At 69.0% G+C, this 20,396-nt stretch carries 22 protein-coding genes; 6 read left to right on the top strand and 16 right to left on the bottom strand.

Annotated features, from left to right (window positions below):
• Positions 1-54: 54 nt before the first annotated feature.
• Complete coding sequence (locus EPN98_RS09975) at positions 55-204, top strand: hypothetical protein (protein WP_293362539.1); 150 nt, start codon at positions 55-57, stop codon at positions 202-204.
• Between the two features lie 42 nt (positions 205-246).
• The gene (gene nudC / locus EPN98_RS09970) at positions 247-1,173 is read left to right on the top strand and encodes an NAD(+) diphosphatase (RefSeq protein WP_293362538.1); all 927 of its coding nucleotides are present in this window, start codon (positions 247-249) and stop codon (positions 1,171-1,173) included.
• A 98-nt stretch (positions 1,174-1,271) separates the two neighbouring features.
• On the opposite strand, the gene EPN98_RS09965 is transcribed toward nudC, so the two are convergent.
• The 3 genes from EPN98_RS09965 to EPN98_RS09955 form a co-directional block, all read right to left on the bottom strand.
• The gene (locus EPN98_RS09965; protein WP_293362537.1) at positions 1,272-1,934 is read right to left on the bottom strand and encodes a PEPxxWA-CTERM sorting domain-containing protein; all 663 of its coding nucleotides are present in this window, start codon (positions 1,932-1,934) and stop codon (positions 1,272-1,274) included.
• Positions 1,935-2,235: 301 nt separating this feature from the next.
• On the bottom strand, positions 2,236-3,078 hold the full coding sequence (locus tag EPN98_RS09960; protein WP_293362536.1) for a prephenate dehydratase: 843 nt from the start codon (positions 3,076-3,078) through the stop codon (positions 2,236-2,238).
• Complete coding sequence (locus EPN98_RS09955) at positions 3,075-3,797, bottom strand: 3-deoxy-manno-octulosonate cytidylyltransferase (protein ID WP_293362535.1); 723 nt, start codon at positions 3,795-3,797, stop codon at positions 3,075-3,077. The genes EPN98_RS09960 and EPN98_RS09955 overlap by 4 nt, the downstream gene beginning before the upstream one ends.
• Positions 3,798-3,921: 124 nt before the next feature.
• Between EPN98_RS09955 and EPN98_RS09950 the strand changes: the two genes are divergently transcribed.
• Complete coding sequence (locus tag EPN98_RS09950; RefSeq protein ID WP_293362534.1) at positions 3,922-4,671, top strand: cytochrome c family protein; 750 nt, start codon at positions 3,922-3,924, stop codon at positions 4,669-4,671.
• A 219-nt stretch (positions 4,672-4,890) separates the two neighbouring features.
• On the opposite strand, the gene EPN98_RS09945 is transcribed toward EPN98_RS09950, so the two are convergent.
• The 10 genes from EPN98_RS09945 to EPN98_RS09900 all read right to left on the bottom strand — a co-directional run bounded on the left by EPN98_RS09945 (position 4,891) and on the right by EPN98_RS09900 (position 14,501).
• Positions 4,891-5,724: an NlpC/P60 family protein gene (locus tag EPN98_RS09945; protein ID WP_293362533.1), complete on the bottom strand. Its 834-nt coding sequence runs from the start codon at positions 5,722-5,724 to the stop codon at positions 4,891-4,893.
• On the bottom strand, positions 5,721-7,100 hold the full coding sequence (locus EPN98_RS09940) for a M17 family metallopeptidase (protein WP_293362630.1): 1,380 nt from the start codon (positions 7,098-7,100) through the stop codon (positions 5,721-5,723). Before EPN98_RS09940 ends, EPN98_RS09945 begins: the two co-directional genes overlap by 4 nt.
• Before the next feature lie 39 nt (positions 7,101-7,139).
• Positions 7,140-7,655, bottom strand: a complete 516-nt coding sequence (locus tag EPN98_RS09935) for a prepilin peptidase (RefSeq protein WP_293362532.1) — start codon at positions 7,653-7,655, stop codon at positions 7,140-7,142.
• Between the two features lie 126 nt (positions 7,656-7,781).
• The gene (locus EPN98_RS09930; RefSeq protein WP_293362531.1) at positions 7,782-7,961 is read right to left on the bottom strand and encodes a Flp family type IVb pilin; all 180 of its coding nucleotides are present in this window, start codon (positions 7,959-7,961) and stop codon (positions 7,782-7,784) included.
• 206 nt (positions 7,962-8,167) lie between these two features.
• Entirely contained in the window at positions 8,168-9,604 is a 1,437-nt protein-coding gene (locus EPN98_RS09925) for an MFS transporter (RefSeq protein ID WP_293362530.1), read from the bottom strand.
• A 100-nt stretch (positions 9,605-9,704) separates the two neighbouring features.
• Positions 9,705-10,874, bottom strand: coding sequence for an alanine--glyoxylate aminotransferase family protein (locus EPN98_RS09920; RefSeq protein ID WP_293362529.1), 1,170 nt, complete (start codon positions 10,872-10,874; stop codon positions 9,705-9,707).
• A gap of 45 nt (positions 10,875-10,919) precedes the next feature.
• Positions 10,920-11,711, bottom strand: a complete 792-nt coding sequence (locus EPN98_RS09915; RefSeq protein ID WP_293362528.1) for a tyrosine-protein phosphatase — start codon at positions 11,709-11,711, stop codon at positions 10,920-10,922.
• Positions 11,712-12,485, bottom strand: coding sequence for a tyrosine-protein phosphatase (locus EPN98_RS09910; protein ID WP_293362629.1), 774 nt, complete (start codon positions 12,483-12,485; stop codon positions 11,712-11,714). It abuts the gene before it with no gap.
• 352 nt (positions 12,486-12,837) lie between these two features.
• Complete coding sequence (locus EPN98_RS09905; protein ID WP_293362527.1) at positions 12,838-13,056, bottom strand: hypothetical protein; 219 nt, start codon at positions 13,054-13,056, stop codon at positions 12,838-12,840.
• The gene (locus EPN98_RS09900) at positions 13,053-14,501 is read right to left on the bottom strand and encodes an AMP nucleosidase (RefSeq protein WP_293362526.1); all 1,449 of its coding nucleotides are present in this window, start codon (positions 14,499-14,501) and stop codon (positions 13,053-13,055) included. Before EPN98_RS09900 ends, EPN98_RS09905 begins: the two co-directional genes overlap by 4 nt.
• 98 nt (positions 14,502-14,599) lie before the next feature.
• Between EPN98_RS09900 and EPN98_RS09895 the strand changes: the two genes are divergently transcribed.
• Both EPN98_RS09895 and EPN98_RS09890 read left to right on the top strand, forming a co-directional pair.
• A complete protein-coding gene (locus tag EPN98_RS09895) occupies positions 14,600-15,856 on the top strand; it encodes a dicarboxylate/amino acid:cation symporter (protein ID WP_293362525.1) in 1,257 nt (418 codons plus the stop codon).
• 201 nt (positions 15,857-16,057) lie between these two features.
• Positions 16,058-17,440, top strand: a complete 1,383-nt coding sequence (locus EPN98_RS09890) for a bifunctional diguanylate cyclase/phosphodiesterase (protein WP_293362524.1) — start codon at positions 16,058-16,060, stop codon at positions 17,438-17,440.
• A gap of 18 nt (positions 17,441-17,458) precedes the next feature.
• On the opposite strand, the gene EPN98_RS09885 is transcribed toward EPN98_RS09890, so the two are convergent.
• Both EPN98_RS09885 and EPN98_RS09880 read right to left on the bottom strand, forming a co-directional pair.
• Entirely contained in the window at positions 17,459-18,655 is a 1,197-nt protein-coding gene (locus tag EPN98_RS09885) for an acyl-CoA dehydrogenase family protein (protein WP_293362523.1), read from the bottom strand.
• Between the two features lie 115 nt (positions 18,656-18,770).
• Positions 18,771-19,196 carry a YciI family protein gene (locus tag EPN98_RS09880; RefSeq protein WP_293362522.1) on the bottom strand — a complete coding sequence of 142 codons (426 nt, stop codon included), beginning with the start codon at positions 19,194-19,196 and terminating at the stop codon, positions 18,771-18,773.
• 129 nt (positions 19,197-19,325) lie between these two features.
• On the opposite strand from EPN98_RS09880, the gene EPN98_RS09875 reads away from it, so the two are divergent.
• A complete protein-coding gene (locus EPN98_RS09875; RefSeq protein WP_293362521.1) occupies positions 19,326-19,943 on the top strand; it encodes a DUF938 domain-containing protein in 618 nt (205 codons plus the stop codon).
• On the opposite strand, the gene EPN98_RS09870 is transcribed toward EPN98_RS09875, so the two are convergent.
• A complete protein-coding gene (locus tag EPN98_RS09870) occupies positions 19,940-20,359 on the bottom strand; it encodes a PaaI family thioesterase (protein ID WP_293362520.1) in 420 nt (139 codons plus the stop codon). The two genes, EPN98_RS09875 and EPN98_RS09870, sit on opposite strands and share 4 nt — an antisense overlap.
• Between the last annotated feature and the right edge of the window lie 37 nt (positions 20,360-20,396).

Genomic DNA, 20,396 nt, shown 5'->3' with positions numbered 1-20,396 from the left:
AACAAGCGTTTGAAGCACCTTAGCCGCCCGCCGCCGCACGGACACCCCCAAAGCATGCACGCGCCGCTGGCGAACCGCGGCGTCGACGTCCAGCGGCGCAACCTGATCTGGCTGGCCGTGCGCGTGGGCGGCGGCGGCCCCTGGACGCGCAGCGGGGCCGCCAAACAGCGGGTCGCGGCCGAACAGCACGTGTCCAACCGCTGAACCACGTGACGAGACGGCTCAGGCGCCATTAGAAAGGCGGCCATGCCGCTTCAGTCCTTCCAGAACACCTTCGCCGGCAACCCGCTCGATCGGGCGTCCGATCGCCGCACCGACGCCGAATGGCTCGCCGGACAGCTGGCCTCGTCCGAATCCCTGGGCGTCGCCCTGTGGAACGGCAAGCCGCTGGTCGAGAAGACCAAGGACGGGGGCATGCAGATCGCCTACCTGCCCGCCAGGATGGCCGACGAACTCGCCGGCGGCCGCGAGCGGCTGCTGTTCCTGGGGCTCTGGCAGGAGACGGCGGTGTTCGCCGTCGACCTCGAGGGCACGGCCGATCCCGCGCAGGGCCCGGTCCAGGGTCTGGGCGAATTCAAGGAGCTCCGCACCATCGCCGCGCAGCTGCCTGCCACCGACGCTGCGATCCTGGCCACCGCCAAGTCGATGTTCGAATGGCGCCGCCGCCACCAGTACTGCGCCGCCTGCGGCCAGCCATCCGAGACGATGGACGGGGGCTGGAAGCGCCAGTGTCCGTCCTGCCAGGTCGAGCACTTCCCGCGCACCGACCCGGTGGTGATCATGCTGGCCGTCCATGGCGAGCGCTGCATGGTCGGCCGCCAGGAGATCTGGCCCAAGGGAATGTTCTCGGCGCTGGCGGGCTTCCTGGAGCCTGGCGAGTCCATCGAGGAGGCGTGCGCCCGCGAGCTGGCCGAGGAAGCCGGGCTCAAGACCGTGCGCGTCCGCTATCACTCGACCCAGCCGTGGCCCTACCCGTCGTCGCTGATGATCGGCCTGATCGCCGAGGTGGAGGACGAGGACGCCACGCCCGACCAGACCGAACTCTCGGAAGTGCGCTGGTTCAGCCGCGAGGAGGCCCGCGCCCTGGTGCGCGGCGAGATCCCCGACACCTTCTGCCCTCAGCCGATGGCCATCGCCCACCAGCTGATCAAGGCCTGGGCGTTCGAGGAATAAAGGGCGCGCCGTCGCGGGTGCACACGACGGCGCTGCCCCGCCCCTTCACCGCCGATGGGTGGCGGACTCCGAGCGATGAAGGGACTTTGTCGACCCGGCTAGATCAGCGCGATCGCGCGACGCCGGCGCAGCAAGGCGCCGGTTCCAGCAAAGCCCAGGATCATCATCGCCCAGGTGGCCGGCTCGGGCACGACCGTGTCGGGGACGTCGAAGGTGATGTTGTCGATCACTTCGATGAGCCCGACGTTCACCGCCCCGCCGCCTGTGAAGACGCTCCCCGCGGCGTTGGTGAAGGCGAGGGTGAAGTTGTCAAACGACCCGAAGTTGAAGCCGATCGTCTGATCCATCACGTCGTTGCGGTTCATGATGACGAAGGTCTGACCCACCATCGCCGCGCCCAGGAAGACGGTCAGCACCGCGCGGTCGCCCGGATTGGTGAAGAACGGGTCGTCGTTGCCGAAGTCCATCGACAGGAATGAGTGCGGGCCGTCCGAGAAGACGCCCTTGATGAAGTTCCCGTTGCTGTCGTTACGCGCCAGAAGGCCTTGGCCGTCGCTCTGTACGCCGTAGTTCCCCAGTTCAAGGCCAGCGCCCAGGTCGGTGAAGAACTGAAGGCCCGAATAGTCGGCGGACGCGAAGCCCTCGCCCAGCACGCCGGGCGCATCAGATTCGAAGTCCAGAGTGACCAGCGCAGCCTGAGCCGGATTGGCCATCACGAAGGCTGCGGCCGCTGCGGCCGCTGCAGATAGTCTGAGTTTCATTGTGGCAGCTCCAGAAGGGTTTTCGTTCGTGCTCAGGGGTAGGCGTGCACCCATCGCCCTGACGGACTCCCCGTGGGGTGCGATCTCCAACGCTCACTCACGCTCGCGCGCCGTCCGCACGCGGGCGCTCCCCCGCGCACAGGGCGCGACGGAAGGGGTGATCTCTGTTCTGAGACGCCGAACGACCCCTACGCCTCACCCCCAGGTCGTTCAGGGGATCAACCAGCAGTGGCGCTCGAAAGTTTCCGGGGTCGGCAATGAAGCCCCTGCGACCAGCTGCCGCAGGCAGCGAGGGCGAGGGCTACCGGCTGCGGAACGGATCCGCCGGATAGACGCCCAGAATCTCGAAGCGCTCGGAGAAGAAGCCCAGTTCGTCGAAGGCGCGAGCCAGATTCAGGTCCTCGGGGCGGCCGTCGACCTCGGCGTAGAAGAACGTGGCCGTGAAGGCGCCGTTCTCCATGTAGCTCTCGAGCTTGGTCATGTTGACGCCATTGGTCGCGAACCCGCCCAGGGCCTTGTAGAGCGCGGCCGGCAGGTTCTTCACCCGGAATATGAAGCTTGTCACGCAAGGCTGGGTGAACGGCGGCGCAGGCGGAGTCTTGTCGGCCGTCATCACGAGGAAGCGGGTGGTGTTGTGGTGCTCGTCCTCGATGTCGCGCGCCAGGATGTTCAGGCCGTAGACCTGGGCGGCCAGCGCCGGGGACACCGCGCCGCGAGTGGGGTCGGGGTTCTCAGCCAGGTGCTTGGCGGCCCCGGCGGTGTCGCCCGCGGCCTCGGTCTTCAGCCCCATCGACCGCAGCGTGCGGCGGCACTGACCCAGCGCGATCGGCATCGAAACCGCCGTCTTTACCTGGTCGAGCGTCACGCCGGGGTTGGCCATCAGGTGGAAGTGAATCGGCTTGAACCGCTCGCCGATGATCTTCAGGCCGGACGACGGCAGCAGGTGGTGCACATCGGCCACCCGGCCCGCGATCGAGTTCTCCACCGGGATCATGCCCAGTTGGCAGTCGCCGGACCGCACGGCCTCGAACGCCTCCTCGAAGGTGGCGTGGCCCACAGGCTCCATGTCGGGAAACGCCGCCATGCAGGCCTCATGGCTGTTGGCGCCCAGCTCGCCCTGGAAGGCGATGCGTCCCGTGCTCATGAAAGTGTCCTTGCGTGGGCGCGCGCCCGTTCGAGATCAGAAGGGTTGTCGACGGAGATGGGGGCGTCGTCGGCGACGGCGGCCCAGATCGAGAGGCCCAGCTCCATGGCCCGAAGCTGCTCCAGCTTCTCGCGAGTCTCCAGCGGCGACGGCGGCGCGGCGTTGAACGCGGCAAGGGCTGCGCGGCGGTAGCCGTAGATGCCCACATGCCGCCAGACCGGCTGGTCACCGTAGAGGGTGGAGCGCGTGAAGTAGAGGGCGCGGCCATTCGCCGCCAGCACCGCCTTCACCACGTCGGGGTTCGACCGGTCCGCGGGCGAGGATTCCGGCGCCACGACGGTCGCGATGTCGCACTCGGCGCGTTCTGCCAGCAGACCTGCGCAGGCGCTCAGCACCGACGGCGCGACGAAGGGCATGTCGCCCTGCAGATTGATGATCGCATCGTGGACGCCCGCAGGGTCCAGCACCGCCAGCGCCGCAAGAATCCGGTCCGAACCCGAGGGCAGATCGGGGTCGGTCAGCACGGCGCGGCCCCCAGCCGCTTCGACGGCCGCGACGATCTCAGGATCGCCTGCGGCCACCGCCACGGGGCCCACGGCGGCCGCCTCAGCCTGGCGCAGAACGCGGACGATCATCGGTACGCCGGCGATGTCCGCCAGGGGCTTCCCCGGCAGGCGAGTCGCGGCCATGCGCGCGGGGATGAGGACGATCGGGTTCATGCGGCGGTCTGGAGGTTGCGCGAGCGCCGGTAGCGTGTAAGAGAGCCGCACGCAATAAGGGGCGGGATTCCCGCGCGTCCGCGGGCATTGATCCGTGGCCGATGAGAGGCGTGACTAGGGGACTATGAGCGACCTGACGTTCAACAAGATCGCCGGCGCCGTCCTGGCGACGGGCCTGGCCATCGTCGGCCTGGGACAACTGTCGGCCGGCGTATTCGCGCCTGAGAAGGTGACCAAGCCCGGCTACGCCGTGGAAGTCGCTTTGGAGGGTGGCGACGCCGCCGCCGGGCCTGAGCTGCCGCCCGACTGGGGGACGGTCCTGCCAGCCGCCGATGTCGCCGCGGGCGAGGCCACCTTCGCCAAGTGCAAGTCGTGCCACAACATCGAGAACGGCGGCGCCAACGGCACCGGCCCGAACCTGTGGGCCGTCGTGGGCCACAAGCCGGGCGCCCATCCGGGCTTCTCGTACTCGTCCGGCATGGCCACGTTCGCCGCGGCCAACCCGCAGTGGACCTACGACCAGCTCAACGAATTCATCAAGGCGCCGCAGAAGCACATCGCGGGCACCAAGATGACCTTCGTCGGCATCAAGAAGACCGACGAGCGCATCAACCTGATCGCCTACCTGGCGACGAAGGGCGGCACGCTGGCCACGCCGGCGCCCGATCCGTCGCGTCAGCCCGGCGCCGCTGCGGCCCCGGCCGCCGAAGGCGCTGCGGCTCCGGCCGCCGCCGCGGGCGAGCCCACCGCGACCGGCTCCACGGCCAACCCGACCGCTCCCGGCGGCGGCCCGGCCGGCCAGGCTCCGGCGTCCCCGGGCGCCAAGCCCGCCGCTACGCCGACCCCGGCGCCGGCCGCGCCCGCGAAGAAGTAGTCTCGCGAGCATCGCAATTCGGAATGGCCGGGCTCAGTCCCGGCCATTTTCGTTTTTGGGGCGGTGGCGCGCCAGCGCCGATTTTGAACCACGATCCACACGAACGTGGGGCGACCCTCCGAAGTGGTGCGCGGGGCAGACCTCATTCGTGTCGTTCGTGTTGTTCGTGGTCAGTAAGACAACGCCTGCGACGCGCAGAGCGGGAGGCCCCTTACCCGGTCAGACCCGTCGATACGCCGTCGGCTGGCCGGAACCGGCCGCATCGATTCGGGTGATGGCTTCAGCGAGAGGCTCGACCACGGTGGCCATGTGATAGCCGTTGGCGTGGACGATCTGACCGTCCCCGACACCCATTGCCACGTGGCCCTTCCAGAACACCAGGTCGCCGCGGCCGAAGGCGTCCGCCTCGATCGGCGCGCCCAGCGCCTGCTGCTGGTCGGTGTCGCGGGGGCAGGCATGGCCGCAGGCGAACAACGCCTGCTGTACGAGCCCTGAGCAGTCCAGGCCCAGGCTCTCGCGGCCGCCCCACAGATAGGGCGCGCCCACGAAGCGCTCGGCCACAGCCGCCCAGTCGTCCTCGAACATGCCGATCGGCTCGAGGTGCGCGGCCGTCATCCAGCCGGCCCCGGCCACCTTCGCCAGCTTGCCCTCGACGACGTCCACCGCCACCAGGCTGTTGATCGAATACGGGCCCGAGGCGCGCGACTTGATGCTGTTCTCAGCGAACGCGTAGGTGCGCAGCGCCGAGATGCGATGCGTCGGCAGCGCGCCGGCCGGGCCCATCGCCGCGGCCTCGACGAAACCCACGTAGCCGTCGCGTGCCGCCTGGCCGAACAGCCACGCGCCCTCCTCCTCGAGCACCTCGAACCGCTCGCCGAACAGCAGCTGGTCCATCTGCTCGGCGTTGGCGTCTGGCGCCGAGCGGATGCCGGTGGCGGCGGCCGTGCAGCTCATGGCCTTGGGGTCCAGATAGACCTCGGCTTCGATCACGCCTTCCAGGCTGCGGGCGGCGATGCCGTCGCGCCAGGGGGTGATGCGGGGATCGTGCTTCATGCGAAACGCTCGCGGATCATGCGGTAGAGGCCGCGGATGGCCTGGGCTTCCCCGCCCGACGGGAATCCGGGGCGCCCGCGGGGGTTCCAGGCGAAGATATCGAGGTGGACCCAGGGGCCCTTGGGCGCGAACCGCTGCAAGAAGAGCGCGGCGGTCACCGATCCGGCCTGCGCCCAGCCGTCGGGGTCGTTCTTGATCTCGGCGACGTCGCTGTCCAGCGCGTCGGCATAGGGTTTCCAGAGCGGCAGCCGCCAGACCGGATCGTTCTCGGACCTGGCGGCGGCCTCGATCTGGCCGGCCAGCTCATCGTCGTCGGTGAAATAGGGCGGAAGCTGCGGGCCCAGCGCGATGCGCGCAGCCCCGGTCAGAGTGGCCATGTCGATGGTCAGCGCCGGCTCCAGCTCGCAGGCGCGGGTCAGGGCGTCGGCCAGGATCAGGCGGCCCTCGGCGTCGGTGTTGCCCACCTCGATCGACAGGCCCTTGCGCGAGGCCAGGATGTCGCCCGGCCGCATGGCGTCGCCCGAGATGGCGTTCTCGACCACCGGCAGCAGGACCGACAGTCTCACCGGCAGCCTGGCGGCCATCACCATCCGCCCCAACGCCAGGGCGTGGGCGGCGCCGCCCATGTCCTTCTTCATGTTGCGCATGCCGGCCGACGGCTTGATATCGAGACCGCCGGTATCGAACACCACGCCCTTGCCGACGAGGCACACCAGCGGCTTGTCGCTGGCGCCCCAACTGATCTCGATGAACCGCGGCGCCCGGTGCGGATCGGCCGCCCGGCCGACGGCGTGGACAGCCGGATAGTTGGCTTCCAGCAGGCCTTCGCCCTCGATCACCGTGATCTGGGCGGCGTGCTGCTCGGCGATCTCGCGGGCGATGCTCTCGATCTGCCGCGGGCCCATGTCGTTGGCCGGCGTGTTGACCATGTCGCGGGCCAGGGCGCAGGCGTGCGCGATCTGGCGCGCCTCAGCCACGTCGGCGCCCTCGGCGAGCAGCCGGGGCCTCTCGCCCTTGGCGGGCTTGTAGCGATCGAACCGGTAGCTCCCCAGCGCGAAGGCCAGAGCGATCTGGTCGGCGCTGATCTCTTCGGGGGATTCGGCGATGCGATAGACACCCGGGGGGAGCTTTGCGGGCAGACCCCGAAAGGGGCTCGTATCGTTCGGATTGGGGCCCAGACCCATCAGGACACGCCCCGGCGTCCCGTCGGCGGCAGGGACCAGCAGCACCTGCCCGGCCTTCCCCTTGAACTCGGCGGACTTGGCCAGGGCGGCGGCGAAGGCGTCAGCGTCCAGCGCGGCCGCGCAGCCGGCCTCGCTCAGCGCGTGCACGGGCGTGACCGGCCCGTCCCAGGTTTCGAGGATTACGTCCGACATCATGGACGAGCCTGTCGCGATATCTGGTGAGTCCGCAAGCTAGAGTCCAACGCCGTGCATCAGCGCCGACTGGGGCAGCGCGACCAGGGCGCCGGCCGCGATGGCCACGCCGTAGGGGGCAGCCCCACCGGGCTCGGACAGTTTCACCAGCCAGCGCGGGCCAATCATCACCATCGGGCGGAAGGCGGCGGTGCGCAGCGACATCAGCGCCATGGCCAGCATTCCGCCGGTCAGGGCCGTCCAGAGGACGAAATCCATCACCGCGGGCCAGCCCATCCACAGGGCGGCGGCGGCGAACATCTTAGCGTCGCCCCCGCCGATCCAGCGCAGGGCGAACATCGCCATGCCGGCCGCCAGCACGGCGACACCGATGCCCACGTGCAGACCGATCGTCGAGAGCGGCAGTCCCGCGGCCAACGCCGTCACCGGGAACAGGCCGATGATGGTCAGCGAGATCCAGTTGGGGATCGTGTACGAGACCAGGTCCTTGATGGCGCCCGTCAGCAGCAGGCCTGCGAAGGCGGCGACGAGCGCTGGGACCACGAAAGACAGCATGGGCGAACCTCTTGGGGCGGCATTTTCGCCCCCACCCATGAACGGAGCGTTGCAGCAACGCTTGAATCCGAAAGGGCCCCGGCGTTTCCGCCGGGGCCCCTCGGGTCGTCTCTGACTGGCGTCGCCTTACGAAGCGGTCGCGGCGGTCACGTCCGTCTTGATCTTGTCGAAGGCGCCTTCCAGCGCGGTGCCGACGCCTTGCAGCGAGGCCACCAGCACGACGGCGATCAGGGCGGCGATCAGGCCATACTCGATGGCGGTGGCGCCGGATTCGTCCTTCAGGAAGCGGGTCACGAACTTCGACATGGGGTCATCTCCTTGGTTTCTGCGAGCAGACTATGAGGGGGCTTCAAGCTCGATTGCCTGCTCGCCCCTAAGAACATGACCAATGTCGCGAGGCGCGTTTAAGTTGGCATGAATTCAGATGCCTAAAATATCTACATCATTATTCGAAATTCATAATTAACGCTCGGAAACCATAACTTCGAAAACTTTGACTTCGCTGCAAAATTCTAGGACTCTGTACGCGCCAGGATCCAGGTCTTGCCACCGCCCCGGACCCACGCCAATCCCAGAAGTCCCACGCCCAGCAACACCAGCAAGGTCGCGAAGCCGCCCTGCTGGGTGCCCGAAACCCGGGTGCCCAGGTTGACCAGGGTGGGCGCCAGCCAGGCGGTGGCCACTCCCGACAGCGCATAGACCCCGAAGAACGCCCCCGTCTGGTCGGGCGGCGTCAGGCGGGTCAGCAAGGTTCGGCTCGAGGCGTATTGCGCTGTGATGAAGATCGCATTCGAGAAGCCCACCAGCACGAAGACCACGTCGGGCCAAGTCTGGAACACCGGCCCGTCCCAAAGGGGAGGATAGGCGGACGCGTCGTAGGGCCAGAAAAAGAGGATGGTGTCGGGCGACATCCCCAGAAACGCCGTCAGCCCCACCATCGACATCGCGATCTCGATGGCGACCGCGTTCTTCGGGCCCACCGCGGCGTCCAGCCAGCGGCCCACAAACCCGCCCAGCACCGCGAACATCGAGAGCAGGATGCCATACGCCAGCATCTCGAGCGCGCCCCACTTCATCACCCCCACGGCGAAGACGCCGGCGTAGACCAGCACACCGTTCATCCCGTCCACGAAGAACATCCGCGCGCCGACATAGACCGCCGCGTCGCGGTGATGGCTGACCGTCCGCAGCATCCGCCAGAGCTCGGCCGCCCCCTGCGCAAAGGCGCGGGTGATCGGCGTGCCGGTGCGCGGCGCGTCGGGGGTCCAGATGAACAGCGGGATCGACCCGAACAGCAGAAGGCCGGCCGCCAGCCATGCGACCACCCGCTCGGGTTCATGGGTCGCGGGATCCAGGCCGAACAGCGGCGTCTTGGGCACCCAGCCCCAGTCCACCGTCCCGGGCAGCGCGAACGCCCAGGCGGTGAACATCAGCGCCAGCACCGAGAACAGGTTGCCCAGCGAGAGCGCCAGGCCTGAGGCCTTGTGCGCCGCATGCATCCCCGCCGCCCGGATCAGCAGCGAGTTATGCAGGATCTCGTTATAGGCGAAGAGCACCTGCACGGTCATCGCGAACAGCATCGTGGTGGCCACCGACAGGCCGGTCCCGTCGGGCTTGGCCCACCACAGCGCCGCCGTCAGCGGGATCATCAGACCGACGATCAGCGCCAACCCGCCCTTGCGTCCGCCCAGCTTGTCGATCGAGGCGCCGATGAACGGCGCCGTCGCCATCACGGCCCAGCCGGACCACTGCTGCCACTGGGAGATGATCTCCTGGCCCTTCACCGGGTCGCCGATCATCGAACCGGCCACGTAGGGCATGAAGATGTAGATCGTGATCAGGATGACGAAGGGGTCGCGGCCCCCCTCGAAGACCGCCCACGACAGCGCGCCCCTGTTCAGCTTCCCATCCGTCGCAGGCGCGCGGACTTCCTCGGCGGCGTCGGTCACTGGCGTCTCTCCCCCGGCCGCTCTGTCGACGGCTTCGCAACCACCGTAGCGGCCTAGGGTAGGTTGTCGACGGTTAGCTAGCGTCGGATGCCCGCGGGTGCTAGCCCAGCTTCGCGTCGGCGGCCGCGAGCGCCTGTTCGACATCGGCCTTCACGCCCTGCGCCGCCAGCGCCTCGCACAGCGCGGTCAGGCACAGACGGACGTGCCAGGGGGTGGCCGATGCGCCCATAAGGCCGATACGCCAGACCTTGCCCTTCAGCGGCCCCAGGCCGGCGCCGAGTTCGAGGTCCCAACGCTTCAGCACGTGGGCGCGAACCGCCGCCTCGTCGACGCCATCGGGCACGATCACCGTGTTCAGCTGCGGCAGCCGCCACTTCGCGTCGACCAGGAACCTGAGCCCCGCCGCCTCGATCCCGGCGGCCAGGGCCTCGTGCATGCGCGCGTGACGCACCGAGGCCGCCTGCACGCCCTCCTCGAAGATCGCCACCAGCGACTCGTGGAGGCCATAGAGGGCGTTGATCGGCGCCGTGTGGTGATAGGTCCGCCCGCCGTCGCCGCCCCAGTAGGCCATGATCAGGTTGAAATCGAGGAGCCAGTTCCGGACCTTTTCCTTGCGGCCGGTGATCGCCGCCTGCGCCCGCTTGGAGATCGCCACCGGCGACAGTCCGGGCGGCGCCGACAGGCACTTCTGGGTGCCGGAGTAGACGAAGTCGGCGTCCCACGCGGCCACGTCCACCGCGACGCCGCCCAGCGAGGTCACGCAGTCCACCACCGACAGCGCGCCGTGCTTGCGGGCCAGGCCGCACAGCGCCGCCGCATCGCTGCGCGCGCCGGTCGAGGTCTCGGCATGCACGAACGCCAGCACCTTGGTCGGCGCCTCCGCCAGCGCGGTCTCGACCCGCGCCGGGTCCACCGGCTGGCCCCAGTCGTGATCCACCGTCACCACGGTTGCGCCCGCGCGGCCGGCCATGTCGGCCATACGCCCGCCGAACGCCCCGTTGACCGCCACCACGCAGCGATCGCCGGGCTCCAGCAGGTTCATCATCGCCGCCTCCATACCGGCGGTGCCGGGCGCGGGCAGCGGAATGCACGCATGGTCGGGGGCGTTGAACAGTCGCGACAGCGCCGCCTTGGTGTCCTCCATGAACGTCTGGAACTCGGGATCCAGGTGCCCGATCGTCGGACGCGCCAGAGCGGCCAGCACACGCGGACTGACATCGGAGGGACCCGGACCCATCAGGATCCGGCGCGGTGGTTGGAAGCTTTGCATGGCGGCGATCTCTAGAGAATGTGAGCCTGTCGGCGCAACCTTCGATCAGGCGACGAGACGATCGATCAGCGCCGTCTTCCGTCCCGCGTCCAGGCCCAGGACATCGCGCAGGTAGCCGTCCACCGAGCCGTTGCGCTCAATCATCGAACCGAAGGCCGCCTCCAGATAGTCCGGGCCCACTGACACCCGCGCCAGGAGTTCGTCGTCGCCCACCTCGCGACCGGCCGCCGAGCTGGCCAGCTTCCGTAGCCCGGGCAGGCGCGGACCCAGCAGCGCATTGGTGGCCAGGAAGTCGCCCATCAGGTCGTCCTCACGCACGCCGACGGCCCAGTGGGTCAGCGCTGCCAGGAGGCCGGTGCGGTCCTTGCCCGACGCGCAGTGGATCAGCACCGGGCCGTCGTCGGGGGCGACGAGGGCCTGGAAGTAACGCCGGAAGAGATCGATGTGCCGCGCTTCATACGCCGCGCGCGCGTAGAAGCCTCGTGAGCGGGCCCGATGCGCCTCGACGTCCAGGTGCATGGGGAAGCCCTGGTTCGGGGTCGGGCTGGGATGCAGAAACGCTTCCTCGATATCGTTCTCGATCACCTCGGCTCCGAAGCCGTTCCAGCGGCGGCAGGGCTCGACCGCGCGCTCGACGGCCCGGCGGAGGTCCACCACGGCGCGGATCCCGCAGCCCGCCAGAACCTCGAGGTCGGCATCGCTGGCGTGCGCCAGGTGCGCGGATCGGAAGAGCCGGCCCAGCCTCAGCCGCCCGCCCCGGGCCTCATAGCCGCCGAAGTCCCGGAAACTGCCGACGCCCTCCAGCGCAACCAGACGCGAGGTCGCCGGCGAGGTCATCTAGGCCAACAGGCGGTCGTGCAGCCGGCCGCGCAGGTCGGCGTCCAGGCCCAGCACGTCGTCGAGATAGCCATCGAGCGAACCGTGCTCGTCGCACATCACCTTGAAGGCCATGTCCAGGTATTCGGCCTCGACCCTCATGGCCACCATCAGGGCCTCGTCGGACGCCGTGCGGCCCGTCTGTTCGCGCACCACGTCACGCATCTGGGGCAGCCGGCGCTCCAGCCGCTCGGGATCGTTGGTCAGCAGGTAGTCCTCGCGGATGTCGTCGTCGTGCACGCCCGCCACGTGGTGGGTCAGCGCGCAGATGATCCCGGTGCGATCCTTGCCCGCCGCGCAGTGCACCAGGACCGGCCCCTCGTGCTCGACCAGCGCCCGGAAGTAGCGGCGGTAGAGGTCGATGTGCCGCCTCTGGTGCGGCAGGTGGCGATAGTACTCGAGCATGTAGTTGCGGAACGAGGCCGCGGTCAGGTCGGACGTCTGGATGAACGTCGCCCACTCGTCGGCGCTCTCCTGGCCGATGTCGTTCTCGATCACCTGGGCGCCAAAGCCGGCCCAGCGGCGCGACGGCTCGCGCTCGCGTTCATTCGCACGCCGCAGGTCGACGATCACCGACAGTCCCAGGCCGGCCAGCTTCTCCAGATCGGCGTCGGTGGCGCGCGACTGGCTGGCCGAGCGATACAGCAGCCCCCGCTTCAGCCGCCGCTGGCCGGCGGCGTAATCTCCGAAGTCGCGGAAGTTGTCGATGGCCTCGAAGGGGATGCGGCGGGTCATGCCGGCGTCATACCGGTCTTCCACGGATTTTTCGAGACAGCCGTAGGGGAAGGTCAAGACGCGCCCTTCTCCCCCTGCGGGAGTAGGTGGGCCGCGAAGCGGCTCGGATGAGGGGTCGCGCGAACCTGGCAGCCGCGATGCCGCGTCAGCGCCGATAAGATTGACCACGAACCACACGAACCACACGAACAGAGTTTGATGCTGTTGAGGCCGTGCGAACCCTGTGCATGTTCGTGTGGTTCGTGTGGTTCGTGGTCAAAAACGACAGCGCCTGCGGCGCGCGCTGATCTGACAAGTCCGGCGCGTCCACTCATACGTCACACTGCGCGCGACAGTGCAGGCGGTAAGGAGATCAGTCGGGCAAATCGCCGAGCTTCAGTCCGATACGGAACAGGCTGTAGCCGTCGCGCGCCACGTCCTCGCCGACCTGGTCATTGACGTCGGTCTCGTCCCGCACCCGGCTTTCGCGCCAGTCGGCCTCGGCCGCGCCCGCGGGGAACGGCCGGTCCTCGCGCACCACCAGCCGGTAGGTCGGATGGCGCAGGTGAACGAGGAACCGGTAGCGCGTCACCGGAACGGCGGCTCGTCGAAGCTGCGGAGTTTGCGCGAGTGCAGGCGGCTGCCTTCCTTGCGGAGCAGGTCGATGGCCGCCAGGCCGATCTGCAAGTGCTGGCCGATGGCGCGGTCGTAGAAGGCGTTGGCCTGGCCCGGCAGCTTGATCTCGCCGTGCAGCGGCTTGTCCGAGATGCAGAGCAGCGTCCCATAGGGCACCCGGAACCGGTAGCCCTGGGCCGCGATGGTGGCGCTTTCCATGTCGATCGCCACCGCCCGGCTCTGATTGAACCGCAGCGCGCTGGACGAATACTTGAGTTCCCAGTTGCGGTCGTCGGTGGAGACCACCGTGCCGGTCCGCAGCCGCTGCTTCAGCACATCGCCCGTCTCGCCGGTTACCTGCTCGGCCGCCGCGTTCAGGGCCAGCTGGATTTCGGCCAGCGGCGGGATCGGGATCTCGGGCGGCAGCACGCGGTCCAGCACGTGGTCGTCGCGCAGGTAGGCGTGCGCGAGCACATAGTCGCCGATCTTCTGGCTGCCGCGCAGGCCGCCGCAGTGGCCGATCATCAGCCACGCCTGGGGCCGCAGCACCGCCAGGTGGTCGCACACCGTCTTGGCGTTCGACGGACCCACACCGATGTTCACCAGCGTGATCCCGGCTCGACCGGGCGCCATCAGGTGATAGGCCGGCATCTGGTGCTTGCGCCACGTGCCGGCCGCCACCGCGGCCTCCGGATTGGGCGTATCGGGGGTGACGTAGACGTGCCCCGCCGCCGACAGCGCCGTGTAGGGGCCGCCAGACTGCAGCTGCTTGCAGGCCCAGGCCACGAACTCGTCCACATAGCGGTGATAGTTCGTGAACAGGATGAACTGCTGGGTGTGGTCGGCGGGCGCCCCCGTGTAGTGGGTCAGTCGGGCCAGCGAGAAATCGGTTCGCAGGCCGTCGAACAGGGCCAGGGGCCGCGGTTCGTCCTCAAGTCCGATCCAGGCGCCGTCGACGATCTCGTCGCCGATGTAGGCCAGCTCGGTCGTCGGGAAATGCCGGGCGATCTCCACCGAGCTGACGTCGGCCATCGCCATGTCGGCCGGATCCAGCACGTAGGGGAACGGGATCTCCTGGTTCGACCGCCCGACCTCGAGCGTGACGTCGAACCCTTCCTGCAGCAGCGTCAGCTGCTCGATCAGGTAGTCGCGGTACAGGTCGGGCCGCGTCACGGTGATCGCATATCGGCCAGGCGCCGGAATCCGCGCATAGGCGCGGCTGGTCCGCGGATACGGCAAGCCGGGCGGCCAGGTCAGGCGCAGTTCGGGATAGACGAAGGCCCCGCCGCGCCGCAGCGCGTCGTCGGGAGGCGGACCGCCCGCGAGAAAGGACTTCAGGGAGGTTCGGAGAGAGTCGACGCTATGGCGGTACTCAGTCTCCAGCCGATCAACGATGCCGGCTGCGTCTTGCTTCTTCATCACGCGGCTTATAGCGCCGCTCCGTGACGGTTGCGACTCGCCACGCTGGACGAAGCGCCGCTTCCCGGCGACAAAGACCCCTCAATTCCTCAGGACCGAGCATGAATCGTCTCTTCACCGCCTTCATCGTGGGCGCCATGGTCCTCGGTGTCCTCGTGGGCTGGGTCCTCAACACTGCCCTGCCGGCCGCCGAGGCTGCGGCGTGGGCGGGCAACCTCCAGATCATCACCGACATCTTCCTGCGGCTGATCAAGATGATCATCGCACCGCTGGTGTTCACCACCCTGGTGGCCGGCATCGCCCACATGGGCGACGCCTCCGAGGTGGGCCGCATCGGGGTCAAGACCATCGGCTGGTTCATCGTGGCCTCGGTCGTTTCGCTCACGCTGGGCCTGGTCATGGTCCACATCCTGCAGCCGGGCTCGGGGCTCAACCTGGCGCTGCCGACCGACGGCGCGGCGGCGGCCGGCGTCGACGTGGGCAAGTTCACGCTCCGCGAGTTCGTCACCCACCTGGTCCCCGCGTCGATCTTCGACGCCATGGCCCGCAACGAGATCCTGCAGATCGTGGTGTTCTCGGTGTTCGTCGGCACGGCGGTCTCGGCCATCGACGATAAGGCGCCCCAGGTGCTGGCTGTCGTCGAGCAGGGCGCCCAGATCATGCTGAAGGTGACCGGCTACGTCATGAAGACCGCGCCGTTCGCGATCTTCGCCGCCCTCGCCGCCTCCATCGCCACCAAGGGCATCGAGGTGCTGTTCACCTACGCCAAGTTCGTCGGCGGCTTCTACCTGTCGCTGGGCATCCTGTGGGGCCTGCTGATCCTGGCCGGCGTCGTCATCGTGGGGCCCCGGATCCTGAAGCTGGTCGCCCAGATCCGTGCGCCGACCCTGCTGGCCTTCTCCACCGCCTCGTCCGAGGCCGCCTACCCGCGCACCCTGGAAGAGCTGCAGAAGTGGGGCGTGAGCCGCAAGGTGGCCAGCTTTGTCCTGCCGCTGGGCTACTCGTTCAATCTCGACGGCTCGATGATGTACTGCACCTTCGCGACGCTGTTCATCGCCCAGGTCTACGGGATCGAGATGACGGTAGCGCAGCAGTTCACGATGCTGGGCCTGCTGATGGTGACGTCCAAGGGCATGGCCGGCGTGCCGCGGGCCTCGCTGGTGGTGATCGCGGCCACGCTCACCTACTTCGACCTCCCCGAGGCGGGCATCGCCCTCATCCTGGCTGTCGACCACCTGCTCGACATGGGCCGCTCGGCCACCAACGTCGTCGGCAACTCGATCGCCTCGGCCGTGGTCGCCAAGTGGGAAAAGCAGATCGATGTCCCTGCTGAGGAGCCGACCCCGGCGCGCGCATAGACCTCCTCTCGCCCCGCGAAGCGGAGAGGAGTCTCCAGGGCTACTCATTTTGAGCGGAGACGGCCGGCGCGTCGGAAATCACCGTGCGCCGACCGGCGCGCGCGCCCCGCGTCCTAACGGCCGGTAACCCTATCCCTCAACGCGGAATTAGCCCCGTTCACGGATGGTCGGCAGCGAGAGAGAAGCCGTTCCAGAGCATCCGTGGCGCAACTGTCCGAAAGACTTTCCGAGCTGGCCGCCCGCGTGGCCGAGCTGGAGGCCGAGCGAGAGCTGACGCTTCGGCTTGCGCAGACGGATTCGCTGACCGGGCTGGTCAATCGCGGCGCCTTCACCTCCGGTCTATGCGAGCGCCTGGACGAGGCCCGGGCGGCCGGCGGCCAGGTGGCCCTGTTCGTGATTGACCTCGACCGCTTCAAGAGCCTGAACGACAGCCTGGGCCACCACGCCGGCGACATGCTGCTGGCCGAGCTGGGCCACCGCCTGAGCGAGGACGCCCTCCCCGGCGAACTGGTGGCCCGCCTCGGCGGCGACGAGTTCGCCGTCATCTCCAGCACGACCGATGTCGCCGCCCGCGCCGAACGGCTGCTCCAGACGCTGGGCCAGCAGCATGTCATCTATGGCCGCACGGTCGCCTCGGGCGGCTCGGTGGGCGTCGCCGTCTTCCCCCGCGACGCCAGCGACGCCGTCGACCTGCAGCGCTTCGCCGACATGGCGCTCTATCGCGCGAAATCCGGCGGGGGTCGGCGGTGGCACTGCTTCGATTCCGACCTGCGCGCCGCCTCCGAGGCGCGCCGCACGCTCGAGGCCGAGCTGCGCCGCGCCATCCCGGCCGGCGAGATCGAGCCCTGGTTCCAGCCCATCGTCGACGCCATGACCGCCCGCATGGTGGGGGTCGAGGTTCTGGCCCGTTGGCGCCATCCGCAGAAGGGCCTGCTGGCGCCGGGCGCCTTCGTGCCCATGGCCGAGGAGCTGGGCTTGATCCGCACCATCGACGAGGCCGTCTTCGAGGCCGCCTGCGCCACCACGGCGCCGTGGGTGGCCGACGGGCTGATCGAGGTGGTGTCGGTCAATGTCTCGCCGCGCGACCTGTTGGACCCCGGCTTCTCGCGCAAGCTGATCGGCCGCCTGGGCAAGACCGCGCTGCCGGCCACGGCCCTGACGGTCGAGATCACCGAGACCTTCCTGCTGCAGGACCTGGCGCTGGCGCGGCGTCACATCGAGCGGCTGGCCGCGCGCGGCGTGAACGTGGCGCTGGACGACTTCGGCACCGGCTATTCCAACCTGCGCGCCCTGATGCACCTGCCGATCCAGACGGTGAAGCTGGACCGCTCGCTGATCGACGACGTCGGCCGCGACGCGCGCGTCTCCAAGCTGGTGGCCGCCATGCTGCACGCCGCCCGCTCGCTGGGCGTCCGCATCGTGGCCGAGGGCGTCGAGCACGAGAGCCAGGCGCTGTTCCTGCGCTCGGCCGGCTGCGAGCGCATGCAGGGCTATTTCTTCGCCAGGCCGATGCCGGCCGACGCCATGGAAGCCATGCTCCGCGAAGCCAACGGCCCCGCCCTGCCGCTGGCGGTGGCGAGCTAGCCGCCACCACACCCCGGCTCAGAGCCCCAGCTGGCGGGCGATGATGTTCTTCTGGATCTCGTTCGTGCCGCCGTAGATCGTCTGGGCGCGGGTGAAGAAGTAGCTGGCCGTGCCCGGCGCGGCGAAGGCCGGGATGTCCTCCAGCCCGGCGCGCCAGTCCGCGCGCTCGCGATCGGCGAAGAAGGGCTGGGCGTACAGGCCGGCCAGCTCCAGGTAGCGCTCGGTGATCGTCTGGGCCGTCTCGGTCGCGGCGATCTTGATGATCGAGGCCTCGTCGCCGGGCGCCTCGCCGTTGGTCAGCGGCGCCAGCGCGCGCAGCGTCGTCATCTCCAGGCACATCAGGTCGATCTCGGCCTCGGCCGTGCGACGCCGCAGACCCGAGCCCTCCCGCGCCAGCTCGTCGCCCCAGGGCGCGTCGGCCGAGGCCTCGCGCAGCGCCTCCAGTTGGCGCCGCTTGCCGGCCACGTGGGCGTACGAGGTCCGCTCATGGTTCAAGAGGTGCCGCGCATAGGTCCAGCCCAGGCCCTCGTCGCCGATGCGGTTCTCGACCGGCACGCGGACGCCGGTGAACGTGATGCTGTTCAGGTGGTGGCCGCCGTCGATGGTGATGATCGGCTTCACCTCGATCCCCGGCGTGGTCATGTCCATGCAGAGGAAGGTGATGCCCGCCTGCTTCTTGCCCTCGTCCGAGGTCCGCACCAGGCAGAAGATCCAGTCGGCGTAGTGGCCGTTGCTGGTCCAGGTCTTCTCGCCGTCCACGATGTAGTGGTCGCCGTCGCGCACGGCGCGGGTGCGCAGCGACGCGAGGTCCGAGCCGGCGTCCGGTTCCGAGTAACCCTGAGCCCAGAAAGTGCGCGACGACAGGATGTCGTCCAGCCAGCGGTCCTTCTGCGCCTGCGTGCCGAAGGTGTAGATGACGGGCGCCACGTACAGCAGCCCCATGGGCGACACGTTGGGCGCGCCGGCGCGTTCCAGCTCCTCGTCGAAGATGAAACGTTCGGCCACGGTCCAGCCGGTGCCCCCGTAGGCCTTCGGCCATCCCGGCGCGAGCCAGCCCTTGGCGCTCAGCGCCCGTTCCGAGGCGACAAGGTCGGCCTTGTCCAGCGTCTGGCCGTTGGCGAGCTTGGCCAGGATGTCCTGCGGGTACTCGGTCTGGAAGTACGCCCGGATGGTCGCCCGGAACGCCTCGTCCGCTTCGCTGGGTTCAAGGTTCACGCCGATCTCCCGTCCATCCGCAAGGTTGCGCGACTTGAGCCCACTCGCCCTTGCGTCAGGCCAGCGCGAACTGCCCGGCGCTTGCCGGTGGCCGGGCCAGGTCTTCGCCAGGCCGCTAAGCCACCCCCAGCTTCCCGCGCTCACCGTCGCGGGGCCTCGCCAGGTCTTCCGCCGTCAGGAAGTCCGTCAGGTCCTCGGGCTCCAGGAAGGGCCGGATTTCCATCATCGCCGGGGTGTCGCTCAAGGCGGGCGAGCGCTTGGCCCATTCCACGGCCTCGTCCATGTCCTTGACCTCCCAGATATGGAAGCCGGCGATCACGTCCTTGGTCTCGGTGAACGGCCCGTCGATGACGGCGCGCCGCGGGCCGTCGACCGCGACGCGCTTGGATTGCCGGGTCGGCTTGAGACCGGCCGCGGCCACCAGGACGCCGGCCGCGGCCAGATCCTCCATGAATCTGTCCATGGCCTCCCAGGCCTCGGGCGAGGGCGGCGCGCCCGCTTCACTGGCCGCGTCGGCGAACCCGAACACCATCACCCGCATCGCTTGTCTCCCTCGAACCTGTTTGCGTCTCGCTGGGACGACGAACCGGGGCGTTCGCAAGCCGACATCCTTGCCGCAGATTCTTTGCGCGTGCTCCCCAACCCCGGGCCCGCGAGCTAAGGAGGCCCCATGTCCGCCACCCCACCCCCTGGCGCCCGGGTCTCGCCGTCCACGGCGCGCAATCGCGCGCCGATCCTTGAGGTGCTGGCCCCGCGCCTGCCCGCCCTTGGCCTCGTGCTGGAGATCGCCGCCGGGGCCGGCGAGCATGCCGTCCACAACGCCGCCGCCCTGCCCCACCTGCAGTGGCGACCCACCGACCCGGACGCCGAGGCTCTGGCCAGCATCGCCGCCTGGCGCGATCACGCCGCTCTCCCGAATCTCCTGCCGCCCCTGCGTCTCGACGCATCCGACCCGGACAATTGGCCGGTCGCCCAGGCCGACGCGATCGTGAACATCAACATGATCCACATCTCGCCCTGGTCGGCGACACAGGGCCTGATGGCGGGCGCCGCGCGCGTGCTGCCGCCGGGCGGGCTGCTCTACCTCTACGGTCCCTACCTGGAGGCCGGCGTCGAGACCGCGCCCAGCAACCTGGCCTTCGACCAGAGCCTGAAGGATCGCAACTCCGCCTGGGGTTTGCGCCGCCTGGAAGAGGTCGCCGCGCTCGCCTCCGAGTGCGGCCTCAGGCTGACCGAACGGCTTGCGATGCCCGCCAACAACCTCTCGGTATTCTTCCGGAAGACCTAACCCAGCGCCTTCTTCGCCGCGGCCTCGACTGCCTCGCGCGGGATCAGGCGGATGGTCGAGCTCGCCTTGGCCAGCACCTTGCCCTCGGGGTCCACCAGCCGGCCCTCGGCGAAGCAGGTGGCGCGTCCGCGCCGCTCGATCCAGCCCTCGGCGGTCACGCGCCCCGGCCGCGCGGGGGCGAAATAGCTGACCTTCAGCTCCAGCGACATCGGGGTCATCTCAGGCATCAGCGAGATGGAGGCGTGCGCCATGGCCGCATCGATCCAGCCGCACACGAAACCGCCCTGCGCCACGCCGCCCGAGTGGCACATCTGCGGGCCAACCTCGTACTCGATAACCGCCTTGCCGCCCTCCAGGCTGACCACCCGCACCTGGCCCAAGGTCGACTGCAGCGTGGCGGCGACGGCGTCGGACATCTGGTTCTCTCCCGCATACGCGTACGCTCTTCCATAC

The sequence above is a fragment of the Phenylobacterium sp. genome, from assembly GCF_004299445.1.
Lineage (GTDB): Bacteria > Pseudomonadota > Alphaproteobacteria > Caulobacterales > Caulobacteraceae > Phenylobacterium.
The sequence above is the reverse complement of the archived record's forward strand: the minus strand, read 5'-3'. Positions and strand labels throughout refer to the sequence as shown.

Bases quoted from the DNA above. Each gene is read 5' to 3' on its own strand.
- EPN98_RS09920 (WP_293362529.1), bottom strand. From the start codon at position 10,874: ATGCAAAGCTTCCAACCACCGCGCCGGATCCTGATGGGTCCGGGTCCC.
- EPN98_RS09935 (WP_293362532.1), bottom strand. From the start codon at position 7,655: ATGCTGTCTTTCGTGGTCCCAGCGCTCGTCGCCGCCTTCGCAGGCCTG.
- EPN98_RS09895 (WP_293362525.1), top strand. From the start codon at position 14,600: ATGAATCGTCTCTTCACCGCCTTCATCGTGGGCGCCATGGTCCTCGGT.
- EPN98_RS09875 (WP_293362521.1), top strand. From the start codon at position 19,326: ATGTCCGCCACCCCACCCCCTGGCGCCCGGGTCTCGCCGTCCACGGCG.
- nudC (WP_293362538.1), top strand. From the start codon at position 247: ATGCCGCTTCAGTCCTTCCAGAACACCTTCGCCGGCAACCCGCTCGAT.
- EPN98_RS09975 (WP_293362539.1), top strand. From the start codon at position 55: ATGCACGCGCCGCTGGCGAACCGCGGCGTCGACGTCCAGCGGCGCAAC.
- EPN98_RS09965 (WP_293362537.1), bottom strand. From the start codon at position 1,934: ATGAAACTCAGACTATCTGCAGCGGCCGCAGCGGCCGCAGCCTTCGTG.
- EPN98_RS09960 (WP_293362536.1), bottom strand. From the start codon at position 3,078: ATGAGCACGGGACGCATCGCCTTCCAGGGCGAGCTGGGCGCCAACAGC.
- EPN98_RS09870 (WP_293362520.1), bottom strand. From the start codon at position 20,359: ATGTCCGACGCCGTCGCCGCCACGCTGCAGTCGACCTTGGGCCAGGTG.
- EPN98_RS09915 (WP_293362528.1), bottom strand. From the start codon at position 11,711: ATGACCTCGCCGGCGACCTCGCGTCTGGTTGCGCTGGAGGGCGTCGGC.
- EPN98_RS09955 (WP_293362535.1), bottom strand. From the start codon at position 3,797: ATGAACCCGATCGTCCTCATCCCCGCGCGCATGGCCGCGACTCGCCTG.
- EPN98_RS09880 (WP_293362522.1), bottom strand. From the start codon at position 19,196: ATGCGGGTGATGGTGTTCGGGTTCGCCGACGCGGCCAGTGAAGCGGGC.
- EPN98_RS09930 (WP_293362531.1), bottom strand. From the start codon at position 7,961: ATGTCGAAGTTCGTGACCCGCTTCCTGAAGGACGAATCCGGCGCCACC.
- EPN98_RS09940 (WP_293362630.1), bottom strand. From the start codon at position 7,100: ATGTCGGACGTAATCCTCGAAACCTGGGACGGGCCGGTCACGCCCGTG.
- EPN98_RS09945 (WP_293362533.1), bottom strand. From the start codon at position 5,724: ATGAAGCACGATCCCCGCATCACCCCCTGGCGCGACGGCATCGCCGCC.
- EPN98_RS09950 (WP_293362534.1), top strand. From the start codon at position 3,922: ATGAGCGACCTGACGTTCAACAAGATCGCCGGCGCCGTCCTGGCGACG.
- EPN98_RS09910 (WP_293362629.1), bottom strand. From the start codon at position 12,485: ATGACCCGCCGCATCCCCTTCGAGGCCATCGACAACTTCCGCGACTTC.